Genomic DNA, 17,430 nt, shown 5'->3' on the forward strand with positions numbered 1-17,430 from the left:
ACGTCATCTTTTATCCTTGCGCTTCGCGCCGCTCCTTGATCGGGCGGCGCGGCTTATCGGAGACCTGATGATGCGCACTTTCCGTCTTGCCACCCTGGCCGTGTCCGGCTCGCTGGCCGTTTTCGCCCTGTCCGGCGCGGTTGCGCAGGAGCAGCCCGGCTCCGACATGCCGGCCACCAATACCTTCGGCAAGTGGACCACCATCATCGATACGCTCGATACCGGGCAGGATGCGCACAAGACCTGCGCCGCCTCGACTGCATTCGTCGACGGCGACGGCAATGCCGGTTCCCTGACGCTGTCGATCTCGACCGGCGATGCGCTGCCGCCGGACGCGTATCCGGCCATCATGTTCATCATCGACAACGGGAACCTGCCGACCGGCGACAAGATCGCCGCGACCTTCGGCGATCCTGGCGTGAAGGTCGCTGCGACCGTGACCTCCAACGGCGCCGCCGGTGGTCGTCCCAGCTGGATGGTCGACAACCAGGCCAAGACCAGCCTCGCCCTGCTGCGCGCCATGCGCAAGGTCACCTCGCTCGATGTCACCTTCGGCAAACAGAAGGTCACCAGCATCCCGATGGACGGCTTCACCAAGGCCTATCGCAACCTAGGCGCATCCTGCGGGTTTCCGACCAAGGATGTTGCGCCCTGACGCCTGTCGGCCAGCGGGGTGGGGCGCTGGCAATCTTGCTTATGCCTCGCTATCTCTGAGGCATGAAAGGCTCTAAGCCTTTCGCCCACAGAATCGCGAACCCAAGGCTCTCCATGCGCTGTCCCTATTGCCAGTCCGAAGATACGCAGGTGAAGGATTCGCGTCCCGCCGAGGACGGCGCGGCGATCCGCAGGCGGCGGGTGTGCCCCGATTGCGGCGGCCGTTTCACGACTTTCGAGCGCGTCCAACTGCGCGACCTTGTCGTCGTCAAGAAGTCCGGCCGCAAGGTGCCTTTCGACCGTGACAAGCTGCTGCGCTCCGTCGAGATCGCAGTGCGCAAGCGCAATGTCGACCCCGAGCGCATCGACCGCGCGGTCACCGGCATCGTGCGCCAGCTCGAAAGCTCCGGCGAAACCGAGGTTGCTTCGGGCGAAGTCGGCCGGCTGGTCATGGATGCGCTGAAATCGCTGGATGACGTCGCCTATGTCCGCTTCGCCTCGGTCTATCGCAATTTCCGCGAGGCCAAGGATTTTCATGAGCTGCTGGGCGAACTGAAGGGCGACGAGGAAAAGACCGAAGAGGACGCTGGCTGATCATGGCGGGACAGCGACTGGACGAGGCCGCGCAGGCGGCTCTTGATCGCCGTTTCATGGCCGCGGCCATCAGGTTGTCGCGCCGCAATGCCGGCCGCACGTCGACCAACCCTTCCGTCGGCACCATCATCGTGCGCGACGACGGCGCCGGCCCAATGATCGTCGGTACCGGCGTGACGGCCGTCGGCGGCCGCCCGCATGCCGAGACCGAAGCGCTGGCCGAGGCCGGCGAACTCGCGCGTGGTGCTACGGCTTACGTGACTTTGGAACCTTGCGCCCATCACGGCCGCACGCCGCCTTGCGCCAACGCGCTGGTCAATGCCGGCATCGCGCGCGTCGTCGGCGCGGCGAGCGATCCCGATCCGCGCGTCTCCGGCAAGGGCTACGCCATACTGCGCGCCGCCGATGTCGAGGTGGTGGAGAAAGTGCTGGCCGCCGACGCCGTCGAGCAGATGGCCGGCTATCTGACTCGTTCTCTGAAAAAACGCCCGGAAGTAACTCTGAAGCTTGCGCTTTCGAGTGATGGCAAGATCGGCCGCAAAGGCGCGGGCCAGGTCGCCATCACCGGCGAGATCGCGCGGCGCGATGTCTATCTGATGCGCGCCGAGTCCGACGCCATCCTGGTCGGCATCGGCACCGCTCTCGAGGACGACCCGGCGCTGACCGTGCGCCTTCCGGGACTGGAGAACCGCTCGCCGGCGCGCATCATCCTCGATCGGCAGATCCGGCTGCCGGAGACATCCAAGCTGGTATCCGGCGTCGACCGCGTGCCGCTCTATATCGCCGCCTGTCTGGAAGCCGACCCGCACCGGCGGGCGGCGCTCGAACGCGCGGGCGTGCGCTTCATCGGCACCGAAACCCACAATGGCGTGGTCGCCTTGCCGGAATTGCTGGAAGACCTTGCCGCGCTTGGCATGGCAAGCGTTTTGGTCGAAGGCGGCGCCAAGGTGGCCAAGGCCTTCCTCGAGGAAGACCTTGTCGACCGCATCGTCCTGTTCCAGGGACCGGAGGCGATCGGCGAAGACGGTATTGCATCGCCTATCGACGCCGACCATATCCCGGCAGGTTTTCGCAAGCTGCGCGACATGCGCTTCGGCGAAGACAGTTACGCCGAGTGGGTAAGACCATGATCCCAAAAAGTGGGAACCGGTTTTGGGTTAGATCATGGTCAAAATGAAAGACGCTCTCTGATGTTTACGGGAATTGTGACTGATGTCGGTACGGTTGCGAGCGTGAAGCCGCTCGCCGAAGGCATCGGCCTACGCATCGACACCGCCTATGATCCAGAAACGATCGCGATCGGCGCTTCGATCTCCTGTGGCGGCGTCTGCCTCACCGTCACGGCGCTGCCCGAGCATGGCTCGAACGCGCGCTGGTTCGAGGTCGAGGCCTGGGAGGAGGCGCTGAGGCTCACCACGGCTTCAAGCTGGAAATCCGGCACCCGGATCAATCTGGAACGGGCGCTGAAGATCGGCGACGAGCTCGGCGGCCACATCGTTTCCGGTCATGTCGACGGCACGGCCGAGATCGTCGAGCGCAAGGAGGAGGGCGATGCGGTGCGCTTCACGCTGGAAGCGCCGGGGCATCTGGCGAAGTTCATCGCGCCGAAAGGTTCGGTCGCGCTCGACGGCACCTCACTCACCGTCAACAAGGTCGAAGGCACCCGCTTCGACGTGCTGCTCATCCATCACTCGCTGAGCGTCACCACCTGGGGCCAACGCCAGGCCGGCGACCGCGTCAATCTTGAGATCGACACCATGGCCCGCTATGCCGCGCGCCTGGCGGAGGCGGCGAAAGAGGGGCTTTGACTAAAAGCAAGTCGTGAGGCCGCGCCGTTCAACATTGCGTCCCGCTTCACTTCTGCTCGCGCCCCTCGTAAGCTTTTCACCTGTCCGGAGGGGAAAGCCATGACCAACCCGTCGCAACAAGTCATGAGGCTGGGTTTCGGATTTGCCGTGTCACAGGCGCTGCGCGTCGTCATCGAACTCGGCATTCCCGATCTTCTGGCTTCCGGCGAGCAGTCAGTTGAAGATTTGGCGGCGGCCACGAAGACGGATGCGGAATCGCTCTAAGGCCTGTTGATATTCATCTGGAGCTTATGATGGCGGCGGCGAGATGGACGAAGGCGGAGAAGCTCTGGTCGGTTTTATCGGCGCGCATGGCGATACGTTTGAACTCTTTGAGTTTGCAAAAGAAATTCTCGATCAGATGACGCCATTTGTACATCTCGATGTCGAAGGGAAGTGGCTTGGCTCGTCGCGGATGCTGCGAGATGACGATCTTAGCGCCGCGTTGGTTGAGATCGGCGATGATAGAGTTGCTGTCGAAGGCTTTGTCGGCGATCAGAGCGTCGAAGGAGAGGTCGTTGATGAGCGGTTCGACGCCGACCGTATCGAAACGCTGACCCGGCAGGAGGACAAAGCGCACGAGATTGCCGAGGGCGTCCGTGAGCGCCCGGATTTTGGTAGTCATGCCGCCTTTGGAGCGGCCGATGGCCTGGCTCTGAGTCCCCCTTTTGCGCCTTGGCCATGGCGGTGAACCTTGACGATGGTGGCATCGACCATGGCGTACTCCATATCCGGTTCTTCGGAGCAGGCCTCGAAAAGCCGAACGAAAACATCGGCTTTGACCCAATTGCGGTATCGCGTGAAGACGGTGTTCCACTTGCCGAAAAACGGCGGCAGATCACGCCACGGACTTCCTGTCCGCGCGATCCAAAGCACCGCTTCGACGAACAGGCGGTTGTCCTTAGCGCTTCGTCCCGGGTCCCTCGGCTTGCCCAGGCAATGCGGTTCCATCATCGCCCATTGGGCGTCAGTCAGCACGAATCGTTCCATCCGAAGCTTGAATCATGATCAAGCCCGATGTGGAATCCTGAATATCAACAGGCCTTATCGCGTCATGCGGCTTCTGGCGCCGGAGGGGGTCTTCACTGAAGTTCGCCCTCGTCATTTTACCTTGATGGAGGTGGGCGCGGCGCTTCGTTCCGATCGACCCGGACCACGCGACTTCATCCGGATGGTCAACAGCGAGGCCTATCTTGCGTTCGAGCAGCTTCTGCATTCCGTCCGCACCGGAAAGCCGGCCTTCGACAAGGTGTTCGGAAGTCCGAGGTTCGATTGGCTTTCGGCCCACCCGGAACAGGCTGCCCTGTTTCAGCGAGCTATGATTGCCCAGGGCCAAGGCAGCAACGAGGCGGTCGCCGACGCCTATGATTTCAGCCGATATACGCGGGTCGTCGATGTCGGCGGCGGGCATGGACAGCTTCTCTCGGCCATCCTTGCCCGCAATCCCCATTTGAGCGGGGTTCTTCTCGATCTCGCCTCCGGAGTGGCGGCGGCGCGCCAGGAGGCCGGGAGCGATCCGTCGCGCACCGACTTCGTCGTCGGCGACTTCTTCGACAGCGTCCCCGTCGGCGACGTCTATGTAATCAAGAAGGTGATCCACGATTGGGACGATGAACGCGCCGAGTTGATCTTGCGCCGTTGCCGCGAGGCAATGCAAACGCATGGCAGGGTGCTTGTGGCCGAGACGCTCGTCCCTGCGGGCGACGAACCAGCCCAGATCAAGGCCATCGATGTGGTCATGCTCGCGGTCACCGGCGGCCTTGAGCGGACCGAGGCGCAATACGCCAAGCTGTTCGAGGCCGCAGGGCTGAAGCTCGAGCGAGTGATCGACACCACCGCGCCGATCTCGATCCTTGAGGCTTCGCCTGCCTAGCCAAACAAAGTACCGAAACATCGCGCTGCCCCGGGATCTGAATCCTTCGAGAGATACAGCGTTGGTGTCGGTCCGCCAATCTTCCGCTTGCGATAAACCCGGCTTCGGCCTAAGTCACCGGCAACCCCCCGGAGACTTTTATGGCAGGCACATCCCAACACGGCAAAGCGTTCATTCGCCCGAAGGCGAAGGCGCATCTGCTCATTGTCGAAGCGCGCTTTCACGACGATCTCGCCGACGCGCTGCTCGAAGGTGCGACCGGCGCGCTCGACGAGGCTGGCGCCACATATGACGTCGTCACGGTTCCTGGCTCGCTCGAAATACCCGCTGTCATCACCTTCGCGCTCGATGGCGCGGCCGAAGGCGGCACGCATTACGACGGTTTTGTCGCGCTAGGAACCGTCGTCCGCGGCGACACCTACCATTTCGACATCGTCGCCAATGAATCGAGCCGCGCGCTCATGGACCTTTCGGTGCAGGAGGCGATCGCGATCGGCAATGGCATTCTGACCACAGAAAACGACGCGCAGGCATGGGCGCGTGCGCGAAAGACCGAAGGCGACAAGGGCGGCTTCGCCGCGCGCGCGGCGCTGACAATGATCGCGCTCAAAGAGAAATTCGGAGCCCAATCGTGACCGAGCCCGCCTCGACCGGAGCGGTGCGCCACGTCAACAAGCGCGGCGCCGCCCGTCTTGCCGCCGTCCAGGCGCTCTATCAGATGGATGTGGCCGGCAGCGGCGTTTTCGAGATCACGGCCGAATACGAGACCTTTCGCCTCGGCAAGGAAGTCGATGGCGCGCTCTATCGCGAGGCCGACGCGCAATGGTTCCGCGCCATCCTGACCGGCGTCGTCGAGAACCAGAAGACCATCGACCCCGTCATCCGCCAGGCACTGACCGAGGACTGGCCGCTGTCGCGGCTGGATTCGACGCTGCGCGCCATTCTGCGCGCCGGCGTCTATGAACTGATGAAGCGCGAGGATGTGCCGGTGGCTGTCATCGTCTCCGAATATGTCGACATCGCCAAGGCGTTCTACGAGGAAGACGAGCCTAAGCTGGTCAACGCCGTTCTTGATCGCGTCTCGCGCCGGGTTCGCGGCGAGGGGCGTGGCAAGGACGCTTCGTGACAGCCGCAACGGCCGGGGTCGCCGAGGCCGGCAGGGAAGGGCGTCGCACTGCGGTGCTGCTCGCCGCCGCGCAGGCGATCGTCGGTTCGGCCGCGCCGATCGCCATTTCGCTCGGCGCGCTGGCCGGACAGTATCTGCTCGGTCCCGACAAGTCCCTGGCCACCGCGCCGGTCACCGGCTTCAACATCGGCGTGGCGCTCGGCGCCTTGCCAGCCGCCGCCATCATCCGTAGCCTCGGCCATCGCGGCGGCTTCATGATCGGCACCATCGTCACCGCGCTCGGCGGCCTGATCGCGACGCTCGCGCTCTATCAGGCGAGCTTCTGGCTGTTCGCCTTCGGTCTCTGCGTCATCGGTGTCGGCGGCGCCTTCGTCCAGCAGTTCCGTTTCGCCGCCGCCGACAACGCGCCACCCGAATTCAAGGCGCGCGCCATCTCCTTCGTGCTGGCGGGCGGCATCATCACCGCCATCCTCGGGCCGCAGATCGTCATCTACACGCGCGAATTGCTCGCCCCGGTGATGTTTGCGGGATCCTTCGCCTCGATCCTGCCCCTGGCGGCGGTCGGCGCGCTCATCCTGTCGTTCCTGCGCGTTTCCTCGCGGACCGACGCCGTCTCTGAAACCGCTGCAAGCGACGCCCGCCCCCTGATCGAAATCGTCACCCAGCCGCGTTTCGTCGCCGCGTTGTTCTGCACCGTCGGCAGCTACGCGCTGATGAGCTTCGTCATGACCGGCGCGCCGCTCGCCATGGTCGGCTGCGGCCTGTCGGAAGACAATGCGACGCTTGGCATTTCCTGGCATGTCATGGCCATGTTCGGGCCGAGCTTCTTCACCGGTTCGCTGATCCACCGCTTCGGCGCCGAACGCATCGTCGCGACTGGTCTTATCCTGCTGATCGGCTGCGGCGCCGTGGCGCTTTCCGGCCTGGCGCTGTGGCAGTTCTGGACGGCACTGATCCTGCTTGGCCTCGGCTGGAATTTTGGTTTCATCGGCGCGACCGCCATGGTCGCGGCCAGCTACCGGCCCTCCGAGAAGAGCAAGGTCCAGGGTTTCCATGATTTTGTCCTGTTCGGCTCCGTCGCCTTTGCCTCGCTGATGTCGGGCGCGATCTACAACGCCTGGGGCTGGACCATGCTGAACTGGATCGTTTTCCCGGTCGTAGTGCTTTGCTTCCTGGCGCTTGGCACGCTCAAGCTCCAGGGCTTGCGTTCCGCCAACTGACATTACGCTGTCGGGACCGGGCCGGGCACCGGCCTCGCGCGGGGAACAAAAATATTGCGCTGATCCCCCTACTTATGAAACCGTGTACCCCGACTGGCCGTTATAGCCGTGCTCATATGCGGCCACCGGATCCTCGGTTCATAGCAAGGGATTTCACAATGTTTTCAATCGGAAAGCTCGCCGTAGCTGCCATCGCGCTCGGCCTTGCCACCGCCTCGGCCAACGCCCAGGTGGTCGTCTCCTCGAAGATCGACACGGAAGGCGGGGTGCTGGGCAACATCATCCAGCTCGTGCTCAACGCTAACAACATCAAGACGACGGACCGCATCCAGCTCGGCGCGACGCCCGTGGTGCGCAAGGCGATCACCGCCGGCGAGATCGACATCTATCCCGAATACACCGGCAATGCCGCCTTCTTCTTCCAGAAGGCCGATGATCCGGTCTGGAAGGATGCCGCCAAGGCTTACGAAACCGCCAAGAAGCTGGACTACGACGCCAACAAGATCGTCTGGCTGTCGCCGTCGCCGGCCAACAACACCTGGGCGATCGCGCTGCGCAAGGAAGTGGCCGACGAGAACAAGCTCGTCACGCTTTCGGACTTCGGCAAATACGTCGCGGGCGGCGGCAAGGTGGTGCTCGCGGCTTCGGCCGAGTTCGTCAATTCGGCCGCCGCGCTTCCGGCCTTCCAGACGACCTACGGCTTCACGCTGAAGCCGGACCAGTTGATCACTCTCTCCGGCGGCGACACCGCGGCGACGATCGCAGCCGCCGCCAACCAGACCAACGGCGCCAACGCCGCCATGGTCTATGGCACCGATGGCGGCATCCAGCCCTCCGGCCTCGTCGTGCTCGAGGACGACAAGGGCGTGCAGCCCGTCTACCAGCCGGCGCCGATCATCCGCGAAGAGGTCTTGAAGCAGCACCCGGAAATCGAGGCGCTGCTGAAGCCGGTCTTCGCCAAGCTCGATCTCGTCACGCTGCAGGAGCTCAACGGCCGCGTGCAACTGGGCGGCGAGCCCGCGAAGGGCGTGGCGGAGGACTTTTTGAAGAAGAACGGGTTCTTGAAGTAGATCGCGGCATAATAAGTGCGGGCTGGAGAGGTGCGGTTGGCGGAACTGCTGACCTCCCCCCTTGCGGGGGAGATGGCCGGCAGGACGGAGGGGGGTGCTGTCCCGCCGACCCTTCAACCTATCGAAGGAAAGTCCTTCGGCGGGTTTACCTTTGAACGAGCTCGTATTCCAAGGTTGGCGTTCCTTCACCTCTGGCCTGCCGGCCATCTCCCCCGCAAGGGGGGAGATCGGTTCTCCCGCCGGCTTTCGCCAACCGCCAAGACCGCAAGGGGGAGGCCATGACCCTGCGTTTCGACAAGCTCGGCGTGGTCATCGCCGCGATCGTCGCCTACGCCGCTTTCCTGGCCCCCTTTGCCACGTTCCGCGCCAACCGCATCGTACCCGGGCAGGCGCGTTCGATCCTCGAGTCGTTGCCGCCCACGCTTGGCATGCTGTTGCTGGCGATAGTGATCGCGGCCGCCATCGTCGCCTTGCTCAGGACGCCGCTCGTGCTGAGACTGGCCGCCGGCATCGTGGCGCTCGCCGCACTCGCCGTCCTCATCGGCGTCGCCGGCGGTTTCCTGACACCGGCCGGCAACACGTTCGCCCGCATCGCCCCGGCGTCCGGTTTCTGGCTGCTGATCTTTGCCTTCACTCTGCTCCTCGCCGATGTGCTGACCAGGCTGAACCTTTCGCCCTGGTCACGCGTCGGCGTGCTCGTGCTTGCAGCGCTTGCCATCGCCGTGCTGCTCGTCTCGGGAAGCTGGGACAGCCTTTCCATCCTCAAGGAATATGCCGGCCGCGCCGACAGTTTCTGGGCCGAAGCCTCCAAGCACGTCACGCTGGCGCTTGGCTCGCTGGCCGGCGCGGTGATCGTCGGCATACCGCTCGGCATCTTTTGCCATCGCGTCGAGAAACTGCGGGCAGGCGTGCTGAATGTGCTCAACATCATCCAGACCATTCCGTCGATCGCGCTCTTCGGCCTGCTGATCGCTCCGCTCGGCTGGGTTGCCGTGCACGTGCCAGGCGCCGCCGCCATCGGCATCAGGGGCATCGGCACCGCGCCGGCCTTTGTCGCGCTCTTCCTTTATTCCTTGCTGCCGGTGGTGGCAAACACCGTGGTTGGGCTGGCTGGCGTACCCCGCGCGGCCAATGACGCCGCGCGCGGCATGGGTATGACCGACCGCCAGCGCCTGTTCGATGTCGAGTTCCCGCTCGCCTTTCCGGTGATCCTGACCGGTATTCGTATCGTGCTGGTGCAGAATATCGGCCTCGCCACGATCGCAGCGCTGATCGGCGGCGGCGGCTTCGGCGTATTTGTTTTCCAGGGCGTCGGCCAGACGGCGATGGACCTCGTGCTGCTCGGCGCGCTGCCCACCGTGGCGCTGGCCTTTGCCGCGGCCATTATCCTCGACGCGGTCATCGAAATGGCCGCCACCAGGCGCAGGGCAGTTGAAACGGCATGATCGAGATCGAAGGCATCACCAAGCGCTATGACCAAACGACGGTGGTCGACAATGTTTCGATGATCATCGAACCCCGAACTATCGCCACCATTGTCGGCACGTCGGGATCCGGCAAGACGACGCTGCTCAGGATGATCAACCGGCTGGTCGAGCCGACCTCCGGGGTCATCAAGCTCGACGGCGCCGACAACCGCTCCGTGCCGGGTTATCAGCTGCGCCGAAGCATCGGCTACGCCATCCAGGGTCACGGCCTGTTTCCGCATCGCACGGTGGCGCAGAACATCGCCACCGTGCCGTTGCTGCTCGGCTGGGACAGGGATCGCATCAAGGCGCGCGTCGACGAGTTGATGACACTCTACCAGCTCGACCCCCAGGCCTATGGACCGCGCTATCCGCACGAGCTTTCCGGCGGCCAGCAGCAGCGCGTCGGCGTCGCCCGCGCTTTGGCCGCCGAGCCCAACGTGCTTTTGATGGACGAGCCCTTCGGCGCGCTCGACCCGATCATCCGCACCAAGGCGCAAGAGGATCTGCTGGCGATCCAGAAGCGTTTCGGCACCACCATCATCCTCGTCACCCACGACATGGAAGAGGCTGTGCACTTGGGCGACAAGATCGCCGTCATGGATGCCGGCAAGCTGGTGCAATACGCCAAGCCGGCTGAAATCCTGGCGAGGCCCGCAAGCGATTTCGTCGAGACACTGGTCGGCGCCAGCGAAAGGCCGTTCCGGCTGCTGTCGCTGGGGCCTGTGCGCGATGCCGTGGAGCCGGGCGGCGCCGAAGGCGAGGCGATCCCAGGCGAAGCCACGCAGCGCGACGCGCTGGCCGAGCTGTTGTGGTCGGGCCGCCCTGCGCTGCCGGTGAAGGGCGCCGACGGCAAGCTCATTGGCCGCGTCACCATCGAATGCTTGGTGAAGCGCGCGGCGAGGCCGCAATGAAAGCCTGGCTGCCCGCGCTGCTGAGGCTGGCCGTTCTGGTGGTGCTGGTGGTCTTCATCACCAGCCCCAACTGGTTCGAGCCGCTGCTGAAGCCCCTGACCGAGAATGGCGCGCCGGCAATCTACAACCAGGGCAGCCTGCTGACGCTGACCTTGCAGCATCTGCGGATCGTCCTGGTCGCGACGGTGGCCGCGACGATCGTCGCGGTGGCGCTCGCCATCCTCGTCACCAGGCCGGCCGGCGCCGAGTTCCTGCCCTTGTCGCGCAGCCTGGTCAATATCGGCCAGACCTTTCCCCCGGTTGCCGTGCTGGCGCTCGCCGTGCCGGCCGTGGGTTTCGGCGAGAAGCCGACGCTGATCGCGCTCTTCCTCTACGGATTGCTGCCGATCTTCGAAAACGCGCTGACGGCGCTCACCACGTTGCCCGGCAACGTCATGGAGGCGGCGCGTGGCGCCGGCATGACCGGCTGGCAAAGGCTGATGAAGGTCGAGCTGCCGCTGAGCGCCCCGGTGATCCTCGGCGGCATCCGGCTCTCGGTCGTCATCAGCCTCGCCACCGCGACCATCGGATCGACCGTTGCCGCCAAGACGCTTGGCGAGGTGATCATCGCCGGCCTGATCTCGAACAACCTTGCCTTCGTGCTGCAGGGCGGCCTGATCGTCGCCGCGCTTGCCGTGCTGATCTATGACGGTCTGTCGGCGGTCGAACGCTACGCCGCGCGACGCATGGGGCAGGGGGCGGAATAACGCTACGTCTGCGGATTGGCGAATGTGCCCCAGCGTCATTTCAATCGATCTAATTCCAGGCTTGCGCTGGCACAACAATTCCTGCCCTCTTCTTTTGGGCGAAAGCCGGGCAAAAACCGAACAATATCTTGACGTTCCAAGCCCTGTTTCGCATACACCCCAGCCAAGGGGTGGAATCCGTGCGCGGCATCCATCTCCGTTCCAACGGCCCAGGGAGGGGTTCTTTTGGGCCAACAATCGAGGAAAATCCGGCAATGACCATCATTACCGCCGTCATCGCCTGCGGCTTGCTGTCAGTTCTGTACGCCATCTGGGCGACACGTTCGGTCCTTGCGTCCGATCAGGGCAATCAGCGCATGCAGGAAATCTCCGCCGCCATCCGCGAAGGCGCACAGGCCTATCTGGCGCGCCAGTACACGACCATCGCGGTCGTCGGTATCGTCGTTCTCCTGCTTGCCTGGTGGCTGCTTTCGATCACCGCCGCTATCGGCTTCCTGATCGGCGCGGTGCTCTCGGGTGCCGCCGGCTTCATCGGCATGCATGTCTCGGTGCGCGCCAATGTGCGGACTGCGCAAGCCGCTTCGAACAGCCTTGCTGCCGGCCTCGACATCGCCTTCAAGTCGGGCGCCATCACCGGCATGCTGGTGGCGGGTCTGGCGCTGCTCGGCGTCTCGATCTACTACGCCATATTGACCGGCCCGATGGGCCTGCAGCCGAATGACCGCGTCGTCATCGACTCGCTGGTTTCGCTCGGCTTCGGCGCTTCGCTGATCTCGATCTTCGCCCGTCTCGGCGGCGGCATCTTCACCAAGGGTGCGGACGTCGGCGGCGACCTCGTCGGCAAGGTCGAGGCCGGCATTCCGGAAGACGATCCGCGCAACCCGGCCACCATCGCCGACAACGTCGGCGACAATGTCGGCGACTGCGCCGGCATGGCCGCCGACCTGTTCGAAACCTATGCGGTGACCGTCGTCGCCACCATGGTGCTCGCCGCCATCTTCTTCGGCGGCACGGCCGCGCTGGGTGCGTCGATGCTCTATCCGCTCGCCATCTGCGGCGCCTGCATCCTGACCTCTATCGTCGGCACCTTCTTCGTCAAGCTTGGCTCGAACGGCTCGATCATGGGCGCCCTCTACAAGGGCCTGATCGTCACCGGGCTCTTGTCGATCGTCGGTCTCGCTATCGCCACTTCGGCCACCGTCGGCTGGGGCGAGGTCGGCAATGTCGCCGGCATCGCCATCACCGGCAAGAACCTGTTCATCTGTGGCCTCATCGGCCTTCTGGTGACCGGCCTCATCGTGGTGATCACCGAATACTACACTGGTACCAACAAGCGCCCGGTGAACTCGATCGCCCAGGCTTCCGTGACCGGCCACGGCACCAATGTCATCCAGGGCCTCGCGGTCTCGCTGGAATCGACCGCGCTGCCTGCCATCGTCATCGTCGGCGGCATCATCGCCACCTACCAGCTCGGCGGCCTCTTCGGCACCGCGATCGCCGTCACCACCATGCTCGGCCTTGCCGGCATGATCGTGGCGCTCGACGCCTTCGGCCCTGTTACCGACAATGCCGGCGGCATTGCCGAAATGGCCGGCCTGCCCAAGGAGGTGCGCCACTCCACCGACGCGCTCGACGCTGTCGGCAACACCACCAAGGCCGTCACCAAGGGCTATGCCATCGGCTCCGCCGGCCTCGGCGCGCTGGTGCTGTTCGCGGCCTATTCGAACGACCTGAAATTCTTTGCCGCCAATGGCGACAAGTATCCTTACTTCCAGGGCATGGGCGAGGTTTCCTTTGACCTCTCCAATCCGTATGTCGTCGCCGGCCTGATCTTCGGCGGCCTGATCCCCTACCTCTTCGGCGGCATCGCGATGACCGCCGTCGGTCGCGCCGCGGGCTCCATCGTCGAGGAAGTGCGCAAGCAGTTCCGCGAGGACAAGGGCATCATGGCCGGCACCTCGAAGCCGAACTATGCGCGCGCCGTCGACATCCTGACCAGGGCGGCGATCCGGGAAATGATCATCCCGTCGCTGCTGCCCGTGCTGGCGCCGCTCGTCGTCTATTTCGGCGTGCTGCTGATCTCGGGCTCCAAGGCCTCGGCCTTCGCGGCGCTCGGCGCCTCGCTGCTCGGCGTCATCGTTAACGGCCTCTTCGTCGCCATCTCGATGACCTCCGGCGGCGGCGCCTGGGACAACGCCAAGAAGTCGTTCGAGGACGGCTTCACCGACAAGGACGGCGTCAAGCACCTGAAGGGCTCCGAGGCGCATAAGGCATCGGTCACCGGCGACACCGTCGGCGATCCCTACAAGGACACCGCCGGCCCGGCCGTCAACCCGGCGATCAAGATCACCAACATCGTCGCGCTGCTCCTGCTCGCCGTGCTCGCGCACGGCTGATCGCGGCGGCTATTCCATGACAAAGCCCGCGGGAGCGATCCCGCGGGCTTTGTTTTTCGGCATGACATCCTTCATGCTTTCCGCCCCGAGGGGCACTCAACCGGCCTCTGGCCTTTCGCTGTCATGGCGATAGCGGGCCAGCAACGCTTCGGTATCCGGTTCGCGTTCGGGCATTGGCGGTAAGCCGCGAGTCTGGCGCAGCATGGCAATGAACGCGCCGTGGCGAAATTGGCGGCGGAAGGAACGCGCTCGCGGATGTATGCCGAGGGCAGCCAGCAGCCTGCGTTTGAGGTAGCGGAAGCGCTTGAGGGGAGCCGGTTCCTCGGCGTTGCCAAGAATCCTGACGCGCAACGCGTCTGGCGAACTCATCGCGTTCATCAGTTCTTCCTGCTCCTGCGCCGTATCACGCGCATAGCTGCCTTCGCGCTTGCCCGAATGCAGCATGAGCACGGTCAGATGCGGCATTGTCGCAATCACCGCACCGTTGCGCCATGCACGGAACAGCCAGTCCTGGGAACTCTCGCAGACGCAATGGCTGGCCGGGCGCCATGGCCCGAGCCTTGGCAGCGACGTTCTCCGGACCATTTGCGCGGAGCCGAAGCCGACTGTGGTGACCGGGTCATAGAAGCCGTGCCGCCCCGTCCCGAGGATCATATGCCTGGAACCTTTGCTCGCGGCCGACTCGATGACCGCACCCCGGGCGATCACCACATCGGCGCCGGTGGCGTCGATCCAGCCGCTCATGGACGTCAGATGGTCGGGAAACCATAGGTCGTCATGGTTCAATATGGCAACGAAACGGCCGCGTGCTCTGGCAAAGCCGATATTGTTAGGCCCCGACTGCTCGCCGAAGTTCACGGGAAGATCGATATAGGAGATGCGGGCGTCGCCGAAAGCGGCAACCGTTGTCGCGGTGTCCGGCCGGCACGCATCACCAATCACCATGGCTTCCCAGTCCTGCAGGGTCTGGCCAACGAGGCTCTTCAGCGTTTGATGCAGCACCGCCGGACGATTGTGCGTCGCTATCACGACCGAGACCAGCGGTTCGATCGGTCCGATCGCCGCGCCTTGACCGGCCTGTTCCACGCTACACCAGCTTGTAGGGGATCTGTTCGGTGTCCGGCGGCAGGCGCCAATGGTCGGGCGCGTCATAGGCGTAGGCCTTGTCGACGAGGTTGAGCACCAAAGCAGTCTCCGCTCCGAGCGCGACGACACCGTGCCAGACGCCGGGCGGAATGATGACGATAGCGGGCCTGACCGCTCCGACAATCTTGTGCCAAACCGTGCCGAATGTCGGCGAGGTCTTGCGACCGTCGAACAGCGAGATTCGAACGCTGCCCACCGAGCAAAAAAGCCGGTCGGTTGTGACGCCATGGGCATGCCATCCCGTCACCGCGCCGGGATAAAGCGTGCGCTGAAACACCTGTCCGACCGGAAGTCCGTCGAGATCCCATTCCTCGCGAAAAACCTCGGTGAGGTAGCCGGTCGAAGTCGCGACAGGTCGGATTTCCTTGAGCGCGACGCCGTCGATTGTCGGCGCTTCGACGACAAGCCAGTCAGGTGTCACGGTTTGCCGGTCAGGCGTGCCTGTCGCCATCCAACCTTGCGGCACAGTACGATCGCTGTTGCTCATGACCGGTCCCAATCCCCAGCAAATTGATAGGGGGACGCCGGAATATAAGCAAGTATGCGTCTTGGCCGCACCTAAACAAAACCCGCCGGCGAGGCGGCGGGTTTGATTGTTCTGCAGGCCGTCGATAGACTTAAGGCGTACCGCCGCTGCCGCCGCCGGGGATGCCGGGCGCCAGCTTGCTGGCGCCGCTGATGATCTGGCTGAGGAAGTTCTGGTCCTTGCCGCCGGTCGGCGTCGTCCTCGAGATGAAGTCGAAGATCTTGCCGTCCTTGAGGCCGTAGTTGGCGATCTGGGTGACGCGGCCGTCGGCGCCGAAATAGACCGCCAGCACATGCTGGTCGATGATGCGAGGGTTGTCGAAGGCGACATAGCGCTTGCGCGTTTGCGAGATGTAGTAGAAGGCCTCGTTGTCGAAGGTCGCCGTCGTCGACGGCGTGCCCAGCGCCAAAAGCACCTGCTCGCGGCTCGACCCGACCGGCACCGAATCGATCGCCTGCTGGTCGATGACGTAGCCTTTCGTCAGCGTTTCGCTCGGATGGAGATCGCCGAACATCTTGGACGAATTGCAGGCGGAAAGCGCTGACACCACTACCAGCAGCGAAGCCACGCCCAACGGGGCGGGCGCAAAGAACGACTTGAATTTCAGCGCACCCAACAACAATTCTCCATCACATCCCCGCAACTTGCGCTGGGCCGCAAAACCGGTAAACCAGCTTGCATGCCGATGCAACAAGGCCAAATCAAACAACAGGTCCCCGGGAGACCGCCCTCAATGTTCCAGCGCCTTTTTGGCCGCGAACGCAATGCCAACCGCGCTATCACCGACGCGCTCTACGCACGAATCGTGGCGGCGGCGCGGCAAGCGGTGTTTTATTCCGACTGGAATGTGCCCGATACGCCGCTCGGCCGCTTCGAGATGCTGTCGCTGCACCTGTATCTCGTCCAACACCGGCTGCGTGGCGAGCAAGGTGTGGCCGCCGAAGTCGCGCAAGTGCTGATCGACGAGTTCTTCCTCGATGTCGAGCATTCGCTGCGCGAACTTGGCATCAGCGATGTCGGCGTGCCCAAACGCATGAAGAAGCTCGCAAAGATGTTTTACGGCCGTACGGCCGCTTATGACGACGCGCTCAAGGAAGACGACCGGGTGGCGCTTGCGGCGGCGCTCGCCCGCAACGTCAGGCCGGACTCCGGCCCCTGGCCGCAGGCGCCGCTGCTGGCGGACTATGTCTGCGAGGCTAGCCAGAAGCTTGCCGCGCAGCCGACCGAATCGATCGTCGCCGGCGTCGCCGCGTTCCCTGCCGCCGGGGCCGCGTGAAGGAGGCCGGGATGAAAGACGCCGAACTGCGCAGCCCTGTATCCTTTGTCGCCAATGTTGCGCGGCTGCCGCAAAAGGGCCTGCCTGTCCTGGTCGAGGCCGACGAGCGCCAGCGTGAGGCGCTTGCCGCCGAATACGAACTGCTTTCGGTCGAGAACTATCGCGCCGAACTGCTTGTGGCCTCCTGGAAGCGCAATGGCGTCAAGGTCACCGGTCGCGTCGAGGCCGACATCACGCAGGCCTGCATCGTCACGCTCGATCCGGTCACCGCGCATATCGACGAGCCCGTCGAGGCGCTGTTTCTGCCCGAGCAGTCGAAGCTTGGGCGCGAGGGTTTCGAGGGCGGCGGCGAGATGATCCTCGACGCCGGCGGACCGGACAGTCCGGAAACATTTTCCGGCGACACCATCGATGTCGGCGCGCTGGCCGAACAGTTTTTCGGCCTGGCGATCGACCCCTATCCGCGCAAGCCGGGAGCCTCGCTCGACGTCGCCGGCGACGATCAATCCGAAGAAAGCGAATTCCAGAAAAAGCTGCGGTCGCTGCTCGGAAAATCCTGAGAGTGGTACGGATTTT

General features: G+C 64.1%; 20 protein-coding genes. 16 read left to right on the forward strand and 4 right to left on the reverse strand.

All coding sequences use genetic code 11. The features are described 5' to 3' along the window. The first annotated feature begins 70 nt into the window (after window positions 1-70). From FJ414_RS03790 to FJ414_RS03810, 5 genes are all read left to right on the forward strand, one after another. Complete coding sequence (locus FJ414_RS03790) at window positions 71-655, forward strand: hypothetical protein (protein WP_140641593.1); 585 nt, start codon at window positions 71-73, stop codon at window positions 653-655. A gap of 113 nt (window positions 656-768) precedes the next feature. Next, window positions 769-1,248 carry a transcriptional regulator NrdR gene (nrdR, locus tag FJ414_RS03795; protein ID WP_027167964.1) on the forward strand — a complete coding sequence of 160 codons (480 nt, stop codon included), beginning with the start codon at window positions 769-771 and terminating at the stop codon, window positions 1,246-1,248. Window positions 1,249-1,250: 2 nt separating this feature from the next. Continuing rightward, window positions 1,251-2,378 carry a bifunctional diaminohydroxyphosphoribosylaminopyrimidine deaminase/5-amino-6-(5-phosphoribosylamino)uracil reductase RibD gene (gene ribD / locus FJ414_RS03800; RefSeq protein ID WP_181181515.1) on the forward strand — a complete coding sequence of 376 codons (1,128 nt, stop codon included), beginning with the start codon at window positions 1,251-1,253 and terminating at the stop codon, window positions 2,376-2,378. 60 nt (window positions 2,379-2,438) lie between these two features. After that, window positions 2,439-3,056, forward strand: a complete 618-nt coding sequence (locus FJ414_RS03805) for a riboflavin synthase (RefSeq protein ID WP_140641421.1) — start codon at window positions 2,439-2,441, stop codon at window positions 3,054-3,056. Window positions 3,057-3,155: 99 nt separating this feature from the next. Then, window positions 3,156-3,320 (forward strand): hypothetical protein, encoded by a 165-nt coding sequence (locus FJ414_RS03810; RefSeq protein WP_181181516.1) that lies wholly within the window; start codon window positions 3,156-3,158, stop codon window positions 3,318-3,320. A 13-nt stretch (window positions 3,321-3,333) separates the two neighbouring features. Here the strand turns inward: FJ414_RS03810 and FJ414_RS03815 are convergent. Next, a protein-coding gene (locus FJ414_RS03815) for an IS5 family transposase (protein WP_210239633.1) occupies window positions 3,334-4,085 on the reverse strand; the annotation gives its coding sequence in 2 pieces (ribosomal slippage) (window positions 3,334-3,755 and window positions 3,755-4,085; 753 coding nt in all). A gap of 64 nt (window positions 4,086-4,149) precedes the next feature. On the opposite strand from FJ414_RS03815, the gene FJ414_RS03820 reads away from it, so the two are divergent. The 9 genes from FJ414_RS03820 (at window position 4,150) to FJ414_RS03860 (ending at window position 13,906) form a co-directional block, all read left to right on the forward strand. Further along, entirely contained in the window at window positions 4,150-4,968 is an 819-nt protein-coding gene (locus FJ414_RS03820) for a methyltransferase (protein WP_140641423.1), read from the forward strand. A 140-nt stretch (window positions 4,969-5,108) separates the two neighbouring features. Continuing rightward, window positions 5,109-5,603, forward strand: coding sequence for a 6,7-dimethyl-8-ribityllumazine synthase (gene ribH / locus FJ414_RS03825; RefSeq protein WP_140641425.1), 495 nt, complete (start codon window positions 5,109-5,111; stop codon window positions 5,601-5,603). Continuing rightward, window positions 5,600-6,094: a transcription antitermination factor NusB gene (gene nusB / locus FJ414_RS03830; protein ID WP_140641427.1), complete on the forward strand. Its 495-nt coding sequence runs from the start codon at window positions 5,600-5,602 to the stop codon at window positions 6,092-6,094. The genes ribH and nusB overlap by 4 nt, the downstream gene beginning before the upstream one ends. Then, complete coding sequence (locus FJ414_RS03835; RefSeq protein ID WP_140641429.1) at window positions 6,091-7,314, forward strand: MFS transporter; 1,224 nt, start codon at window positions 6,091-6,093, stop codon at window positions 7,312-7,314. The genes nusB and FJ414_RS03835 overlap by 4 nt, the downstream gene beginning before the upstream one ends. A gap of 158 nt (window positions 7,315-7,472) precedes the next feature. Beyond that, window positions 7,473-8,384, forward strand: coding sequence for an ABC transporter substrate-binding protein (locus FJ414_RS03840; RefSeq protein WP_140641431.1), 912 nt, complete (start codon window positions 7,473-7,475; stop codon window positions 8,382-8,384). A 278-nt stretch (window positions 8,385-8,662) separates the two neighbouring features. Next, on the forward strand, window positions 8,663-9,829 hold the full coding sequence (locus tag FJ414_RS03845) for an ABC transporter permease (RefSeq protein WP_140641433.1): 1,167 nt from the start codon (window positions 8,663-8,665) through the stop codon (window positions 9,827-9,829). Further along, window positions 9,826-10,764 (forward strand): ABC transporter ATP-binding protein, encoded by a 939-nt coding sequence (locus FJ414_RS03850; protein WP_140641435.1) that lies wholly within the window; start codon window positions 9,826-9,828, stop codon window positions 10,762-10,764. Before FJ414_RS03845 ends, FJ414_RS03850 begins: the two co-directional genes overlap by 4 nt. Continuing rightward, the gene (locus FJ414_RS03855) at window positions 10,761-11,510 is read left to right on the forward strand and encodes an ABC transporter permease (protein WP_140641437.1); all 750 of its coding nucleotides are present in this window, start codon (window positions 10,761-10,763) and stop codon (window positions 11,508-11,510) included. Before FJ414_RS03850 ends, FJ414_RS03855 begins: the two co-directional genes overlap by 4 nt. Window positions 11,511-11,764: 254 nt before the next feature. Next, window positions 11,765-13,906 carry a sodium-translocating pyrophosphatase gene (locus FJ414_RS03860; RefSeq protein ID WP_140641439.1) on the forward strand — a complete coding sequence of 714 codons (2,142 nt, stop codon included), beginning with the start codon at window positions 11,765-11,767 and terminating at the stop codon, window positions 13,904-13,906. Window positions 13,907-14,002: 96 nt separating this feature from the next. On the opposite strand, the gene FJ414_RS03865 is transcribed toward FJ414_RS03860, so the two are convergent. The 3 genes from FJ414_RS03865 to FJ414_RS03875 all read right to left on the reverse strand — a co-directional run bounded on the left by FJ414_RS03865 (window position 14,003) and on the right by FJ414_RS03875 (window position 16,194). Next, window positions 14,003-14,992, reverse strand: coding sequence for a glycosyltransferase family 2 protein (locus FJ414_RS03865; protein ID WP_140641441.1), 990 nt, complete (start codon window positions 14,990-14,992; stop codon window positions 14,003-14,005). A 1-nt stretch (window position 14,993) separates the two neighbouring features. After that, window positions 14,994-15,539, reverse strand: coding sequence for a dTDP-4-dehydrorhamnose 3,5-epimerase family protein (locus FJ414_RS03870; protein WP_246672291.1), 546 nt, complete (start codon window positions 15,537-15,539; stop codon window positions 14,994-14,996). 130 nt (window positions 15,540-15,669) lie between these two features. Further along, window positions 15,670-16,194 (reverse strand): outer membrane protein assembly factor BamE, encoded by a 525-nt coding sequence (locus FJ414_RS03875; protein WP_140641443.1) that lies wholly within the window; start codon window positions 16,192-16,194, stop codon window positions 15,670-15,672. Between the two features lie 117 nt (window positions 16,195-16,311). On the opposite strand from FJ414_RS03875, the gene FJ414_RS03880 reads away from it, so the two are divergent. Together FJ414_RS03880 and FJ414_RS03885 are read left to right on the forward strand one after the other, a co-directional pair. Further along, window positions 16,312-16,854 (forward strand): ubiquinol-cytochrome C chaperone family protein, encoded by a 543-nt coding sequence (locus tag FJ414_RS03880; RefSeq protein ID WP_140641445.1) that lies wholly within the window; start codon window positions 16,312-16,314, stop codon window positions 16,852-16,854. Window positions 16,855-16,865: 11 nt separating this feature from the next. Further along, entirely contained in the window at window positions 16,866-17,414 is a 549-nt protein-coding gene (locus tag FJ414_RS03885; RefSeq protein ID WP_140641447.1) for a DUF177 domain-containing protein, read from the forward strand. Window positions 17,415-17,430 lie beyond the last annotated feature (16 nt).

The organism is Mesorhizobium sp. B3-1-6, assembly GCF_006439555.1.
Taxonomy (GTDB): Bacteria; Pseudomonadota; Alphaproteobacteria; order Rhizobiales; family Rhizobiaceae; genus Mesorhizobium.